The sequence below is a fragment of the Bradyrhizobium sp. USDA 4472 genome, assembly GCF_054058595.1.
The window spans coordinates 3000039-3015434 of record NZ_JBSSAM010000001.1 but is presented as its reverse complement, the minus strand read 5'-3'; the positions used below and the strand labels follow the sequence as shown (position 1 = coordinate 3015434).

Annotated in this window: 12 protein-coding genes and 1 pseudogene; 8 read left to right on the top strand and 5 right to left on the bottom strand. The window is 64.5% G+C overall.

Going from position 1 to position 15396, the window contains the following annotated elements; translation table 11 throughout:
* Positions 1 to 97 precede the first annotated feature (97 nt).
* From cyoA to ACVWZ4_RS13755, 8 genes are all read left to right on the top strand, one after another.
* Positions 98 to 1261, top strand: a complete 1164-nt coding sequence (gene cyoA, locus ACVWZ4_RS13790) for a ubiquinol oxidase subunit II (RefSeq protein WP_456740601.1) — start codon at positions 98 to 100, stop codon at positions 1259 to 1261.
* A 25-nt stretch (positions 1262 to 1286) separates the two neighbouring features.
* Positions 1287 to 3284 (top strand): cytochrome o ubiquinol oxidase subunit I, encoded by a 1998-nt coding sequence (gene cyoB / locus ACVWZ4_RS13785; protein ID WP_456700118.1) that lies wholly within the window; start codon positions 1287 to 1289, stop codon positions 3282 to 3284.
* Complete coding sequence (cyoC, locus tag ACVWZ4_RS13780; RefSeq protein ID WP_456700119.1) at positions 3285 to 3914, top strand: cytochrome o ubiquinol oxidase subunit III; 630 nt, start codon at positions 3285 to 3287, stop codon at positions 3912 to 3914.
* Positions 3911 to 4291, top strand: a complete 381-nt coding sequence (gene cyoD, locus ACVWZ4_RS13775; protein ID WP_456740600.1) for a cytochrome o ubiquinol oxidase subunit IV — start codon at positions 3911 to 3913, stop codon at positions 4289 to 4291. The genes cyoC and cyoD overlap by 4 nt, the downstream gene beginning before the upstream one ends.
* A complete protein-coding gene (locus tag ACVWZ4_RS13770; RefSeq protein WP_456700121.1) occupies positions 4288 to 5148 on the top strand; it encodes an SURF1 family protein in 861 nt (286 codons plus the stop codon). Before cyoD ends, ACVWZ4_RS13770 begins: the two co-directional genes overlap by 4 nt.
* Positions 5120 to 6505, top strand: a complete 1386-nt coding sequence (locus ACVWZ4_RS13765) for an ATP-binding protein (protein WP_456737005.1) — start codon at positions 5120 to 5122, stop codon at positions 6503 to 6505. Before ACVWZ4_RS13770 ends, ACVWZ4_RS13765 begins: the two co-directional genes overlap by 29 nt.
* Positions 6495 to 7028, top strand: a complete 534-nt coding sequence (locus tag ACVWZ4_RS13760) for a response regulator transcription factor (RefSeq protein ID WP_456737004.1) — start codon at positions 6495 to 6497, stop codon at positions 7026 to 7028. Before ACVWZ4_RS13765 ends, ACVWZ4_RS13760 begins: the two co-directional genes overlap by 11 nt.
* A gap of 122 nt (positions 7029 to 7150) precedes the next feature.
* Positions 7151 to 8548: an adenylate/guanylate cyclase domain-containing protein gene (locus ACVWZ4_RS13755; protein WP_456740599.1), complete on the top strand. Its 1398-nt coding sequence runs from the start codon at positions 7151 to 7153 to the stop codon at positions 8546 to 8548.
* Positions 8549 to 8639: 91 nt separating this feature from the next.
* On the opposite strand, the gene ACVWZ4_RS13750 is transcribed toward ACVWZ4_RS13755, so the two are convergent.
* From ACVWZ4_RS13750 to ACVWZ4_RS13730, 5 genes and pseudogenes are all read right to left on the bottom strand, one after another.
* Positions 8640 to 9455: a CarD family transcriptional regulator gene (locus tag ACVWZ4_RS13750; RefSeq protein WP_456737002.1), complete on the bottom strand. Its 816-nt coding sequence runs from the start codon at positions 9453 to 9455 to the stop codon at positions 8640 to 8642.
* Between the two features lie 349 nt (positions 9456 to 9804).
* Positions 9805 to 10143 carry a ferredoxin FdxA gene (gene fdxA, locus ACVWZ4_RS13745; RefSeq protein WP_092233404.1) on the bottom strand — a complete coding sequence of 113 codons (339 nt, stop codon included), beginning with the start codon at positions 10141 to 10143 and terminating at the stop codon, positions 9805 to 9807.
* 132 nt (positions 10144 to 10275) lie between these two features.
* Positions 10276 to 10545: pseudogene (locus tag ACVWZ4_RS13740) on the bottom strand (RNA-binding S4 domain-containing protein); the annotation flags it as partial.
* A gap of 10 nt (positions 10546 to 10555) precedes the next feature.
* Positions 10556 to 13930 carry a helicase-related protein gene (locus tag ACVWZ4_RS13735; RefSeq protein WP_456740598.1) on the bottom strand — a complete coding sequence of 1125 codons (3375 nt, stop codon included), beginning with the start codon at positions 13928 to 13930 and terminating at the stop codon, positions 10556 to 10558.
* A gap of 577 nt (positions 13931 to 14507) precedes the next feature.
* Positions 14508 to 15317, bottom strand: coding sequence for a DUF3108 domain-containing protein (locus ACVWZ4_RS13730; protein WP_456705104.1), 810 nt, complete (start codon positions 15315 to 15317; stop codon positions 14508 to 14510).
* Positions 15318 to 15396 lie beyond the last annotated feature (79 nt).

Below are 15396 nucleotides of genomic sequence, written 5' to 3'. Positions count from 1 at the left end.
CACTGCAACATTGGACAAATTGTCCAATGTCCGGATTGCTGCGCCGCAGCTACCCCTTGGCCCCGCAAAGGAAACTCATTCTCATAAGGCTCGGCCCGTGTCCCGTCTCAAGATCCTGGCGCTGCTACCCCTGGCGGTTGCGCTCAGCGGCTGCAACTATGTCGTGCTGGCGCCAGCCGGCGATATCGCGGCGCAGCAGCGCGACCTCGTCATCATCTCCACCATCCTGATGCTCCTGATCGTCGTTCCCGTGATGGCGCTGACGGTGCTGTTTGCCTGGCGCTACCGCCAGTCCAATAGCTCTGCCCGTTACGAGCCGGATTGGGACCATTCGACCAAGCTCGAGCTGGTGATCTGGTCGGCCCCGCTGCTGATCATCGTATGCCTGGGCGCGCTGACCTGGATGGGCACGCATCTGCTCGACCCCTATCGCACCCTCGGCCGCGTCCGTGCCGATCGCGCGATCGACCAGTCCAGGGCGCCGCTCGAGGTCGACGTCGTCGCGCTCGACTGGAAGTGGCTCTTTATCTATCCGGACTACGGCATAGCCACCGTCAACGATCTGGCCGCGCCCGTCGATCGTCCGATCAACTTCCGCATCACCGCGTCTTCGGTGATGAACTCGTTCTACATCCCCGCGCTCGCCGGCCAGATCTACGCAATGCCGGGCATGGAGACGAAGCTGCATGCGGTGGTGAACCACGCCGGCACCTATAAGGGTTTCTCGGCGAACTACAGCGGTGCCGGCTTCTCCGGCATGCACTTCAACTTCCAGGGACTGGACGACAACGGCTTTGACGCCTGGGTCGCGCAGGCCAAATCCGCCGGCGGCTCGCTCGGCCGCACCGAATATCTCCAGCTCGAAAAGCCGAGCGAGAACGAGCCGGTTCGTCGCTACGGCAGCGTCGATACCGACCTCTACCGCCTGATCCTCAACATGTGCGTCGAGACCGGCAAGATGTGCCAGAGCGAGATGATGGCGATCGACGCCAAGGGCGGTCTCGGCCACGAGGGCCTGAACAACACCCTGCCGCTGTCCGACGACAAGTACGCCCGCCGCGGTACCGCGTTCGGTCCCGAGCCGAGCTTCGTTGCCGGCACCTGCACGCCGGATGCACCGCAGGGCGCAGCGACCGCCGCGTCGATCAAAGCTCCCCTCGATACCGCGCCGCTCGTCGGCGCCGGGCTGAAGCGGCCGACCTTCGCGCCGCTGAAGTCCTCGTCCCTCTTCCTCGGACAGCGTCCCAAGTCCGATTCCTGAAGTCAGACTCCTAAAGAGATCCAGCATGTCTCCTGATCTTCTCAAGCTCATCTTCGGCCGTCTCGGCATCGATTCGCTGCCGCTGCACGAGCCGATCCTGGTCGGCACCTTCGTGATGGTCGCGCTCGGCGGCACCGCGTTGCTCGCCGGCCTCACCTATTTCCGCCTGTGGGGCTATCTGTGGCGCGAGTGGTTCACCACTGTCGACCACAAGCGCATCGGCATCATGTACATGATCCTCGGTATCGTGATGCTGCTGCGCGGCTTCGCCGACGCGCTGATGATGCGCGCGCAACAGGCGCTCGCGTTCAACGGCTCCGAAGGGTTCCTCCCCGCTCATCACTACGACCAGGTCTTCACTGCCCACGGCGTGATCATGATCTTCTTCGTGGCGATGCCGCTGGTGACCGGCCTGATGAACTATGTCGTGCCGCTGCAGATCGGCGCGCGCGACGTGTCGTTCCCGTTCCTGAACAATTTCAGCTTCTGGATGACGGTCGGCGGCGCCGTACTGGTGATGCTCTCGCTGTTCATTGGCGAGTTCGCCCGCACCGGGTGGCTGGCTTATCCGCCGCTGTCCAATATCGGCTACAGTCCTGACGTCGGCGTCGACTATTACATCTGGGCGCTGCAGGTTGCCGGCGTTGGAACGACGTTATCGGGCATCAACCTGATCTGCACCATCGTCAAGCTGCGCTGCCCCGGCATGACCATGATGCGGATGCCGGTGTTCACCTGGACCTCGCTCTGCACCAACATCCTGATCGTCGCCTCCTTCCCCGTGCTGACCGTCGTGCTCGCGCTGCTCTCGCTCGATCGCTATGTCGGCACCAACTTCTTCACGAACGATTTCGGCGGCAGCCCGATGATGTACGTGAACCTGATCTGGATCTGGGGCCATCCTGAAGTCTACATCCTGGTGCTCCCGGCCTTCGGCATCTTCTCGGAAGTCACCTCGACCTTCTCCGGCAAGCGACTGTTCGGCTACACCTCGATGGTCTACGCCACTGTCGTCATCACCATTCTGTCGTATCTGGTCTGGCTGCACCACTTCTTCACGATGGGTTCGGGCGCCAGCGTCAACTCGTTCTTCGGCATCACCACGATGATCATCTCGATCCCGACGGGCGCGAAGATGTTCAACTGGCTGTTCACGATGTATCGCGGCCGTATCCGCTACGAGCTGCCGATGCTGTGGACCATCGCCTTCATGCTGACCTTCGTGCTCGGCGGCATGACCGGCGTGCTGCTCGCGGTGCCGCCGGCCGATTTCGTGCTGCACAACAGCCTGTTCCTGATCGCGCACTTCCACAACGTGATCATCGGCGGCGTGGTGTTCGGCGCATTCGCCGGCATCAACTACTGGTTCCCGAAGGCATTCGGCTTCAGGCTCGATCCGTTCTGGGGCAAGCTGTCGTTCTGGTTCTGGGTCACCGGCTTCTACATGGCCTTCATGCCGCTCTACGTGCTCGGCCTGATGGGAGTGACCCGGCGGCTCCGCGTGTTCGACGATCCTTCGCTCCAGATCTGGTTCGTCGTCGCCGCGATCGGCGCCGGCCTCGTCTTCCTCGGCATTCTCAGCATGCTGATGCAGTTCGCGGTTTCCTTTCTCAAGCGCGAGCAGCTCAAGGACGTTACTGGCGATCCCTGGGATGCACGCACGCTGGAATGGGCAACCTCCTCGCCGCCGCCGGACTACAACTTCGCCTTCACCCCTGTCGTTCACGACAATGACGCGTGGTGGGATATGAAGAAGCGCGGCTACCAGCGTCCGCTGATCGGATTCAAGTCGATCCATATGCCCAGCAGCACCGGCACCGGCATCATTCTCGCCGGGTTCGCGACCGCAATGGGATTCGGCCTGATCTGGTACATCTGGTGGCTGGCGGCTGCGAGCTTCATCGCGATGCTCGCCGTCGGGATCGGCCACACGTTCAACTATCATCGCGACTTCGACATTCCGGCGGACGACGTCATCCGGACCGAGGACGCGCGCACAAAACTGCTCGCCGGAGCCAAGTAAATGACCATTGCTGTCAATCCCTCGCAAACCGGCGAGCCGGTCTTCTACGTCGCCGACGAACATCCGCATCCGGAAGGCTACAGCACCTCGCTCGGCTTCTGGATCTATCTGATGAGCGACTGTCTCATCTTCGCGATGCTGTTCGCCGCCTTCGGCGTGCTCGGCGCCAACTACGCCGCCGGGCCCGCGCCGAAGGATCTGTTCGACCTCGATCTGGTGGCGGTGAACACCTCGATGCTGCTGCTGTCGTCGATCACCTATGGTTTTGCCATGCTGACGATGCAGCAGAACAAGATCGGCCAGACCCAGATGTGGCTATTGATCACGGGTCTGTTCGGCGCCGCCTTCATCGGCATCGAGCTGACGGAGTTCGCCCACATGATCCATGAGGGCGCCACGCCGCAGCGCAGCGCCTTCCTGTCCGCTTTCTTCACCCTGGTCGGCACCCACGGCCTGCACGTCTCCTGCGGCCTGATCTGGCTGGTGACCCTGATGGTGCAGGTCTGGCGCTTCGGCCTGATCGAGGCCAACCGCCGCCGCCTGATGTGCCTGTCGATGTTCTGGCACTTCCTCGACGTGGTCTGGATCGGCGTCTTCACCTTCGTCTATCTCCTGGGAGTTCTGCGATGAGCAACGATACCCACGCAGCTGGCGCGCACGACCATCACCACGACGCCGGCCACGCCCACAGCACGTTCTCGGGCTACATGCTCGGCTTCGTGCTCTCGGTGGTGCTCACCGCGATCCCGTTCTGGCTGGTCATGAGCGGCGCGCTGCCGAGCAAGCAGATCACCGCGCTGGTCATCATGGCCTTCGCGGTCGTTCAGATCGTCGTGCACATGATCTACTTCCTGCATATGAGCCCGAAATCCGAGAACGGCTGGAGCATGATGGCCTTGATCTTCACCATCGTCATGGTGGTGATCGCGCTGTCAGGTTCGCTGTGGGTGATGAACCACCTCAACAGCAACATGATGCCGATCCACGAGATGACGGGAATGAAATGAGCGACCTCGTGACCCCCGGGGATAACGATCCGCGCAACCCCGCAGGGGCTGCGCGTCCATCCCCGTGGCTCTCGATTTTCTCGCTTGCGGCCGTCGCTGTTCTGATCGGGCTCGGCGTCTGGCAGGTCGAGCGTCGCGCCTGGAAGCTGGCACTGATCGACCGGGTCGAGCAGCGCGTTCACGCACCGGCGCAGCCCATCCCGCCGAGGGCGTCATGGCCGGCTATCACTGCTGCAAGCGACGAATACCGGCATGTCAGCGTCTCCGGCCGCTTCCTCCACGACCGGGAGACGCTGGTGCAGGCCGTCACCGAAGTCGGCCCCGGCTATTGGGTGCTGACGCCGCTTCAGCGCGCCGACGGTACCTCTATTCTGATCAACCGCGGCTTCGTGCCATCAGAGCGGCGCGACCCATCGACACGACCGGACGGCAATCCGGACGGCGACGTCGAGATTACCGGCCTGTTGCGCATCACCGAGCCGAAGGGCGGTTTCCTCAGGGACAATTTGCCCCAGCACAACCGCTGGTATTCGCGGGATGTCGCCGCGATCGTGGCCGCACGCGACCTTCAGAACGCCGCGCCCTTCTTCGTCGACGCCGATGCCGGATCTCACTCCGGCGGCGGTCCGATCGGCGGATTGACCGTGGTCCGCTTTCCCAATAACCACCTGATCTACGCGCTGACGTGGTTTGCCCTGGCTTTCATGCTTGCCGGCAGACTGATCGTCACATTCCGCGGCGGGCTGTTCCGCCGCAAGAAAGCCTCGAACGGCTTCGTCCACGAACCGGCCGGCGGCTCCGATGCCTCCGCCCGCAGGACGGGATCAGATGCTGGAACGATCGTCGAACCGACCTGACGACGGGACTACCTACGGCGAGCAGGCCGTCACGCTGCAATCGCAGGCGGACGCGCGCAGCGAGCTGATCGGCGCGGCCCCCACCGACGACGAGACCAACCGCAAGAACATGGCGCTGCTGATCCAGCTGCGCTGGACCGCAGTGGTCGGCCAGATCGTGACCATCGGCGCCGTGCATGTCTGGCTCGGCATTCCGCTACCTCTGACCCGCATGGGCGCGGTGATCGGCGCACTGGTGCTGCTCAACGTCTCGAGCCTGGTCTGGGTGCGCCATCGCGCCGCCATCACCAACAACGAGCTGCTGGTCGCGCTGATGCTGGATGTCGCAGCGCTGACCGCGCAGCTTTACCTGAGTGGCGGCGCCACCAATCCGTTCACCTCGCTGTTCCTGCTCCAGGTCACCCTCGGCGCGGTGCTGCTCGATGCCCGATCGACCTGGTCGCTGGTGGCGTTGACCTGCGCGAGCTTCGTGTGGCTGACGATCGCCTATCGGCCCCTCGACCTGCCGCCGAACCCGCTGAGCGAGACCTACACCCTCACCGTTACCGGCATGCTGCTGGGCTTCGTTCTCAATGCCGTGCTGCTGGTCGTGTTCGTCACCCGCATCAACCGGAACCTTCGCGAACGTGACGCGCATCTGGCTGCGCTGCGCCAGCATGCTGCCGAGCAGGACCACATCGTCCGCATGGGCCTGCTTGCCTCCGGCGCGGCGCACGAACTCGGCACGCCGCTCGCCTCGCTCTCCGTCATCCTCAGCGACTGGCGCCGCATGCCCGATCTTGCCGCCGATCAGGAACTTGCCGAAGACCTCACGGAGATGGAAACATCGCTGCAGCGCTGCAAGACCATCGTGACGGGCATTCTGGTGTCGGCGGGCGAGGCTCGCGGTGAAGGATCGTCGCCGACGACGGTGGATGCCTTCGTCACCGCGCTGGTCGAGGAATGGCGCGATGCGCGTTCGGCGCGGACGCTTTATTTCGTCAACACCTTTGGCGAGGACGTCGCGATCGTCTCCGACATCGCGCTGAAGCAGGTGATCTTCAACGTCCTCGATAACGCCTATGAGGTCTCTCGCGAATGGGTGGAACTGCTCGCCGAGCGCGAGGGTGACAATCTGGTGCTCTCGATCAGCGACCGCGGCCCGGGCTTCGCACCGGAAATGCTGGCGCAGCTCGGAAAGCCCTATCAGTCGAGCAAAGGCCGCGCCGGCGGCGGCCTCGGCCTGTTCCTGGTTGTGAACGTCGTGCGCAAGCTCGGGGGCAGCGTCACCGCCGAGAACCACAGGAAGCGCGGCGCCACCGTCCGTCTGACGTTGCCGCTCGCCACACTTGCGATCGGAGGCAACTTTGACTCCTGACCGTTCGCTTATCGTCGTCGAGGACGATGAAGGCTTTGCGCGCACCCTGAAACGTTCGTTCGAGCGGCGCGGCTACGAGGTCGTGCTCGCCGCCTCGATCGAGGACGTCCGGAAAGTCCTGGAGGACCGATCCTTCGGCTACGCCGTGGTCGACCTCAAGCTCGGCGGCGCTTCGGGGCTTGCCTGTGTCGAGCTGCTGCACGCCCACGACGAGGAGATGCTGATCGTGGTGCTGACAGGCTTCGCCAGCATCTCGACCGCCGTCGAGGCCATCAAGCTGGGCGCCTGCCACTATCTCGCAAAACCTTCCAATACCGACGACATCGAAGCCGCCTTCAGCAAGGCCGAAGGCAATGCCGAGGTCGCGCTGGACGTACGGCCGACCTCGATCAAGACGCTCGAATGGGAGCGTATCCACCAGACGCTGATCGAGACGGATTTCAACATCTCGGAAGCGGCCAGGCGGCTCGGCATGCACCGGCGTACGCTGGCGAGGAAGCTCGAGAAGCGACCTGTGAAGTAGGGAATGCTTGCGAGGCTCGAAATGCCCCGCGTGGCTACTGACCTCGCAGCCAGCCGCCGTTAAGCTGCCGGGTGGCCGCGGCTCATCGCTGTGCGTCAAGAGCCCCAGCGAGGAGACTCCCAGTGACAACGCTCATCGATCGGTTCTACCGGCCTGCCGCGCTTTTGCCCACCCGCAGCCAGCGCGACACCGAAACCGTTCAATTTGCAAAGGCGGCACTCGAGGCCGGCAAAAAAGAGGGCCTGCAACTGGCCGTACGGGCGCGCTATATCGCCCTGGCCGTCATTGCTTGCCTCCTGCTGGCCATCAACCCGGCATGGGAGCAGCTCTATTACGTGGCGTTGCTCGGCCTGTTCGCACTGATTGGCTGGGCCCAGGTCAGGGTTGGGCGGGTCGGCGTGTCGCGGGCAGAGCTGGCACTTTTGTTCTGCGACCTGGCGCTGCTCACAGTCGTCATCGTCGTCCCGAACCCATTCGGCACGACGCACTGGCCGGTGGCCATGCAATACCATTTTGGCAACTTCATCTACTTCTTCGTGCTGCTCTCGGGCGCCACGCTGGCGTATTCCTGGCGAACCGTGATTGCGGTCGGAACTTGGACCTCGGCCCTATGGGTGATCGGTATTGTCTGGGCGTGGTGGCAACCCGATCGCGATCCCGCACTGACCGCCCGCATTGCAGAGGCGGTAGGCAGCGATCACCGGCTGTTCGCGCTGATCTCGCCTGCTGCGATCGGATTCGGTATCCGTATCCAGGAAATCGTCGTCTTCATGATCGTGGCCGTGACGCTGGCGATCGCGGTCAGCCGCAGCAATGATTTGCTGATCCGGCACGCCGCAGTGGAACGGGAACGCGGCAATCTGGCGCGTTACTTCTCGCCCAATGTCGTCACGGAATTGTCGAAGCACGACGAGCCGTTGAAGCAAGTGCGTACGCAAGACGTCGCGGTGCTGTTCGTCGACATCGTCGGCTTCACGGCCTTTGCCGATGTGCGCGCCCCGGAGGACGTGGTGCGGACATTGCGCGAATTCCATGGATTGATGGAGCAGGAGGTTTTCCGGCACGAGGGCACGTTGGACAAATATCTGGGCGACGGATTGATGGCGACATTCGGCACCCCCTTCGCAGGCGCGCGTGACGCCGGCAATGCCCTGTGCTGCGCCCAAGCGATGATCGCGGCGGCGGACGGGTGGAACGCGCGGCGAACGGCGTGCGGTGAACCGCCGATGCGCGTCAGTTTCGGCCTGCACTACGGACCGGTGGTGCTTGGTGACATCGGGCACACCTGTCTGGAATTTGCCGTGATCGGCGCGACCGTCAATGCAGCAAGCCGTCTCGAAGCGCTGACGCGCACGCTCGACTGCGCGCTGGTGGCAAGCAATGATCTCGTCAGTCGCGCCCGGCTTGAGCTCGGCAGCACAGCCGAAACGTTTGCACCGCTGATCGCCATGGATCCCCAGGCGATCCGCGGGCTGGAGCGGCCGATCGCGATCTGGGCCCAGGCACGCGCGATGTCATAGTCGACACGCGAGCGCCGCTGTATCAGGCATCCAGACAAAAAGCCCGGCCAACCGGCCGGGCTTTCGATGTCTTGCGATCGACGCGAGGCGCTTACGCGGCTTCGTCGGCAACCGTGGTGTCGTCGCCGTCGGTATCGTCGGTATCCGCCTCGCCTTCACCCTCGGCGGCTTCCGCCTTGGCGTTGCGGCGCGGGCTCTTGGCGAGTTGGGCCTCGATCTCCTTGACCGCTTCGGTTTCGGTCGAGTGCTGCACCACCGCGATCTCGCGCGACAGGCGATCGAGCGCCGCTTCATAGAGCTGACGTTCGCTGTAGGACTGCTCGGGTTGCGACTCGGAGCGGTAGAGGTCGCGCACGACTTCCGCGATCGCGACGATATCGCCCGAATTGATCTTCGCTTCGTATTCCTGGGCGCGGCGCGACCACATGGTGCGCTTGACGCGGGCGCGACCCTTCAGCGTCTCGAGCGCCTTCTTGACCAGCGCGGGCTCGGACAGCTTGCGCATGCCGACGTTGGCGACCTTGGCCGTCGGAACGCGCAGCGTCATCTTGTCCTTGATGAAGTTGATGACGAACAGCTCGAGCTTCGCGCCGGCGATCTCCTGCTCCTCGATGGCCAGGATCTGGCCGACGCCGTGAGCGGGATAGACCACGAATTCATGGGCCTTGAAGCCCTGACGCTGGGTCACGACCTTCTTTTCCTCGACCTTCGGCGCGGGTGCAGCGGCCTTCACGGCCGGCTTGGTAGCAGCAACGGGGGCCTTGGCAGCGGCGGCAGCAACAGGAGCCTTCGGAGCAGCGGGCTTGGCAGCGGGAGCCTTGGTGACGGGAGCCTTGGCAAGAACAGGCTTGGCAGCAGGCTTGGCAACGGTCGCTTTCGCGGCCGGTTTGGCAGTCTTGTTAGGCATTGCGCTTCTTTTGTTCTTCGAGGACTTTGCAGCCGGCGGCGCCTTGGCGGCGGTCCGACCCTTGGATGCGCTACGGCTGGCCGCGGCGACTTTTTTGGCCTCCTTATGGGAAGCCCTCGCTGAAGTACTCTTTTTACGCGTTTTCTGTGACACAGCCTGCGCGCGGAAACTGCCACGCCCCTGTTCGACATTTGGTTTCACGGGAACCCAACGGGGCCTACTGGGCTGACGGGGGTTCAGCTTAATGTGCCCAATATAGCACATTTCCCGCAAAAATCAATGATTTAGGGGTCTTCAGGGCCGGTTTTCGGCGTTGACGACGGTATTAGGGTTAAGTTTGCGCCGGAATTTAGTCACCGGAGCCGGGGTTCGGAGAAAAATACTTGTCGAACTTGCCTTCCTGACCGTCGAATTCCTTCGCGTCTTCGGGTGATTCTTTCTTCTGGGTGATGTTCGGCCAGCTCTTGGCGTACTCGGCATTGACCTGGAGCCACTTTTCCAGGCCCGGTTCCGTGTCCGGCTTGATGGCGTCGGCGGGGCATTCCGGCTCGCACACGCCGCAATCGATGCACTCGTCAGGATGGATGACGAGCATGTTGTCACCCTCGTAGAAACAGTCGACCGGGCAGACCTCGACGCAGTCGGTGTACTTGCACTTGATGCAGTTTTCAGTGACGACGTAAGTCATCCAACGCTCCGAAAAGCTCTTTTAAAAGTCGCGGCTTGCCTAGCGCGGATGGCCCCGCGCTGCAAGGTCGGGAAGGCGCGATCATGACGGCTTTATGTGCTTGATCGACCAAGAAATGAATAACTGGCGCAATTAATTGCGCTTTGCGTCGCCGAGCTCCTCGTAGAGCACACGCGCCGAGGCGGCATCGCCGCGGCGCTCGTTGAAATTCATCACCTTCAACACGCGCACGGTCCGGTCGAGCGCGACCGTGACGACGTCGCCGACCTTGATCGCATGGCCCGGCGATTTCTCGCGCGTGCCGTTGATGCGGACGTGTCCTGTTACGACAAGCTCAACCGCGGAGGTTCGCGCCTTCACCACCCGCGCGTGCCACAGCCATTTGTCGAGGCGCTGCCGCTCGGTCGTGGGACTACTCCTTGCGACCGGAGAGCTGCTCCTTCAACGCGGCGAGTTTTGCAAACGGCGAGTTCGGATCGGCGGGACGATCACGCTCGCGCGGATTTGCGCTCGAGGCGTACGGACGCAACGACGGACCGCCCTGACGGTCGCGACCCTTGTCGCGGTCGCGGCCCCTGTTGTCGCGGCCCTTGTCACGATCACCGCCGAACTTCTTGTTGTCGCGGTTGCGATCGCGATCCTTGTTGTCGCGGTCCTTGCCCTGGAAGCTGCGATTCCGATCGTCGCGCCCTTCCTGGCGCGGTGCGCCCTCGGCGCCACCCTCGCGCGGCTTGCGGAAATCCCGGCTGCCATCGCGACGATGGCCACCGTGACGATGGCGCTCACCCGGCCTCGCGCCTTCGGCAGCTTCGCCGGGCGCAGCCGAGGCGCCTTCAGCACCGGCCTGCGGACGGTGGTTGTTGTGGCGCTGATGGCGATGGCGCTCGTGGCGCGGCTTGCGATCCTCGTGACGGCCGCCGGGACGCCAGACCTCGACGAGCTCGGGCTCGGCGGGCGTGGCTGCGGCTTCGACAGGCGCAGCGGCATCGGGAGATGCAGCGGCTTCCGTCGCCGCGGCCTCGGCCGGAGCGGCGTCGGCGGCGGCCTCGGCGCGCGCAGCAGCCTCTTCCGCGGGCGGCGGGATGCCGGGGGCATCTTCGGGCGTGACGGGACCTTCGGGAATTGCTTCGAGTGCCGGCTCTTCGTGCGCGGGCTCGTCGTGCTGCTCCATGCCGGGCGCGTCTTCGACGGTGACGGCTTCGGTCGCAGCCTCAACAGGCGCCGCAGTCTCCTCAGTCGCAGGCGCCCCAGCGGGAGCTTCGGCGGCCGGCGTCTCCGCAGCGGCAGGCGCGGCCGGCTTCGGCGGCAACGGCGCACGCTTCTCCATGCGATAGCCGAGCGCGCGCAGCACCGAGGCGAAATCCTCGCCCGCGGAGCCGGTGAGCGAGGTCATCGCCTGCGTCACCACGAAACCGCGGCCGTCGAATGCACCGGCGGGTTTTTCGCCCGGCGAATTATCCCGCCAAGCCAGCGCCGGGCGGATCAGGTCAGCGAGACGTTCCAGGATGTCGACGCGGACCGCGCGCTCGCCGGCCTGCTTGTAGCCGAGCACGCGATAGGCATCGCGCGGCAGGCTCTTGTCGACCGGAAACGAGGTACGACCCGACGAGGCCAGATGCTGCGCGCCAGACAGGGCCGAGAGATCGACATTGTCCTGCTTCAGCGCCCACAGCAGGGCTGCGAGCGCACGCGCGGCGGGCTTCAGGATGCCGGGGAAGTAGATGTGATAGGCGCCGAAGCGCACGCCGTATTTGCGCAACACCGCGCGCGAGGGCTGATCGAGATCCTTCAGCTCGTTGGCGATCTTCGGACGCTCGAGCACGCCGAGCGCCTCGACGAGCTGATAAGCGATGCCGCGGGCGATACCGGTGACGTCCTCCGCCTTCGACAGCTCGAACATCGGCCCGAGCAGCTTCTCGATGTGGGTCTTGAGCCACAGGTCGAGCCTCGCCTGCACCTTCTCGCGGGGGCCACCCGTCAGGCGCTCGTCGGAGATGATGCGGATGCGCGGATGCAGCGCCTCCTCTGCGGCGGTCAGCCGCGCCACGGCATCGCCGGTCCAGCGAATGGTGCCATCGGAGGTCAGCACGAACTGGTCGTCCGGCGCGTTGCCCAGTTTTTCGGCGCGCGTATTGATCTCGCCGGCGAGCACCGCTTGCGCGGCAGCCTGCAAGGCTTTCGCATCGGAGCCGGCTTCCGCCGCATCCGGTGCAAAGGTGAAGCCATCGAGGCGGCCGATGACATGGCCTTCGACGATGACTTCGCCGGTCTTGCCGATTTCCGTATTCAAGCTCGTGTTCTCCCGCAGGCGGCGCATCAATACACTGGTCCGGCGATCAACGAAACGCTCAGTCAAGCGTTCATGGAGCGCATCCGATAATTTATTTTCGACCTCCCGCGTGGTCCCCTGCCAGCGATCGGGGTCTTTCAGCCAGTCCGGCCGGTTGGCGACGAAGGTCCAGGTGCGGATTTGCGCGATCCGGGCCGACAGGGTGTCGATATCGCCGTCGATGCGGTCGGCCTGGTCGACCTGTGCGGCGAACCAGGAATCGGGGATGCAGCCCTTCTGCATCAGGAAGCCGTAGAGCGTCGTCACCAGCTCGGCATGGGCGGCCGGCGACAGCTTCCGGTAGTCCGGGACCTGACAGGCCTCCCACAGCCGCTCCACGGCGGCCTTGCCATGCGCGATATCGCGCACTTCGACGTCGCGAGCGGCATGGTCGAGCACGCGCATATCTTCGGCGATCGGGGCGCGCGTCAGCGTCTCGTGGCCGGGAGCGAGGTTGAGCGAGACCTGGAGCGCGGCGAGGGAGGAGAAATCGAGCTTCGAGTTGCGCCATTGCAGCATCTTCACGGGGTCGAAGATGTGGTTCTGAAGCGCGTTCACCAGCTCAGGCTCGAACGGGCCGCAGCGGCCTGTCGTCCCGAACGTGCCGTTGCGCGTGGCGCGCCCGGCACGGCCGGCGATCTGCGCGAACTCGGCCGGCGTGAGGCGGCGGAACTGATAGCCGTCGAACTTGCGGTCGGAGGCGAAGGCGACGTGGTCGACGTCGAGATTGAGGCCCATGCCGACGGCGTCGGTGGCGACGAGATAATCGACGTCGCCGTTCTGGAACATCTCCACCTGCGCATTGCGCGTGCGTGGGCTGAGCGAGCCCAGCACCACGGCGGCGCCGCCATGCTGTCGCTTGATCAGCTCCGCGATGGCGTAGACCTCGTCGGCGGAGAACGCGACGATCGCAGTCCGGCGCGGCTGGCGCGTGATCTTGCGATCGCCTGCGAATTCCAGCTGGGACAGCCGCGGCCGGGTGATCATGGAGACGCCGGGCAAGAGCCGCTCGATGATCGGCCGCATGGTCGCAGCGCCGAGCAGCAGCGTCTCGTCGCGGCCGCGGCGGTTGAGGATGCGGTCGGTGAAGACGTGGCCGCGTTCGAGATCGGAGGCGATCTGGATCTCGTCGACGGCGAGGAAGGACACATCGAGGTCGCGCGGCATCGCCTCGACGGTCGACACCCAATAGCGCGGACTTCTCGGCTTGATCTTCTCCTCGCCCGTGACCAGCGCCACGGCCTCCGGGCCGACGCGGGCGACGATCTTGTTGTAGACCTCGCGCGCGAGCAGGCGCAGCGGCAGGCCGATCATCCCCGAGGAATGCGCGAGCATCCGTTCGATGGCGAGATGGGTCTTGCCGGTGTTGGTCGGCCCGAGCACGGCGGTGACGCCGGCGCCCGGCACGCGATCGGACAGCGCGCGGTCGGAGGCGAAGGAGGAGGACGAGAGGGGCATATCTGGCTGATCAGGTAATAGCTGATGGGGCGAATGTCAGTGCTGTCTCGGACGGGTGGGCAACTGTCTCACTTTGCGACGCTTTTCCCGTTCGCTTTAAGCTTCGGAACGACTCTAGAACGAATCGCGGCCGAATCGCTGACTCCCCCGGGAGTCCCGATACGTTCACGCAACATGTCGCGGGACTCTTGTTTCCATCGCACTAGATGGAGTTTTGCGCAGTCGCACAAGCGGCGTTTCGATGACGGATTTCCTTAAATTGGGGATGGCGCGGAGTCGAATCAGAATCGGGGAGGAGTCAATTGGATTCCCGGGAATGGTGGGCTCGAAGGCATGTCGCCGAAACAACCCCATGCACAGTAGGTAAGTCATTGATATTACTGAGGCGGGGGTCTCCCGCCGCATCCGTCGTCCTGAGCTGCGCGCAGCGCCGTGCCGGGAGCCCCGAAGGATGGACGGCCCGGACGGCGCGGCCGGATTGCGCGCGGAAAACAGTCGGGCTGTGGCCCTTCGAAGGCCGCTGAAGAAGCGGCCACCTCACGGGGTGACGGTCGAGGCGTATGTGAGCGGCCAATACCTACTGCGTCTTCGCGACCCGTGGCGGCTGGGCCGTGGTGACGAAGCTGGTCGCCTCCAGCATCGCCGGCCCGAGCGGCGTCGGCACTTTCAGCCAGAACGGGACCAAAACCCGTGTTCCCGCCACCGGCGCCAAGGCGATCTCGATGTTGCGCTGGGCGGCGAGGTATTTGATCACGGGGCGGTCGGGGATGTAGCCGGCGATCGGCACGAAATACAGCGCGCAGACCACCACGGGGCCGTGATAGCCCTTCTCGGCCTTCACGGTCTCCATGCGCTTGAAATCGAGCTTGAGCTCGTAGCGCATGCGGCCGTCAAAGACGGGCGCCGAGCCGTGGCAGGCCTCCGGCGACACGGGATCGCCGTTTCCGGGCACGCGCACCAGCGAGGCCGTCATCGGATCGAACACGCCGCGCCGATGCGCCTCGGTGACGACGATGCGATCAGGATCGACAGGCGGCTCCGGAATGATGCCGAACTCCTTCACATTGCCCTTGTCGAGGGTGATGTGGATCTCCTCGGTCTTCTTCGAGGTGGTGGTGGAGGCCTGGTAGGCGGTCGCGACCAGCGCGCCGTTGACGATGCGGCCCTGCGCAGCGCCGGTGCCGGACCCGCCCGCGAACGACTTCAGGATGCCGGTGGTGCCGCCGGAGGCCGCAGCCGAGAACACATCGTCCTGGATATCGATGTTCCAGGCGCCGCGGCCGACCGGAATGCCTGCCAGCGAGGCCTCATATTGCGCCTCGAGCTTGCCTTGCGCCGCTGCGGGCGCGGCCCCCCACGCCAGCACCAGGCCGCCAAGAGCGGCCAGAGCCAGCCGGCCGGCCGCGCGCAGCCGGGGCGGAATGAGCGGGGTGGTGTGCACGAGACGATCCAATCGGGAAGCGAGT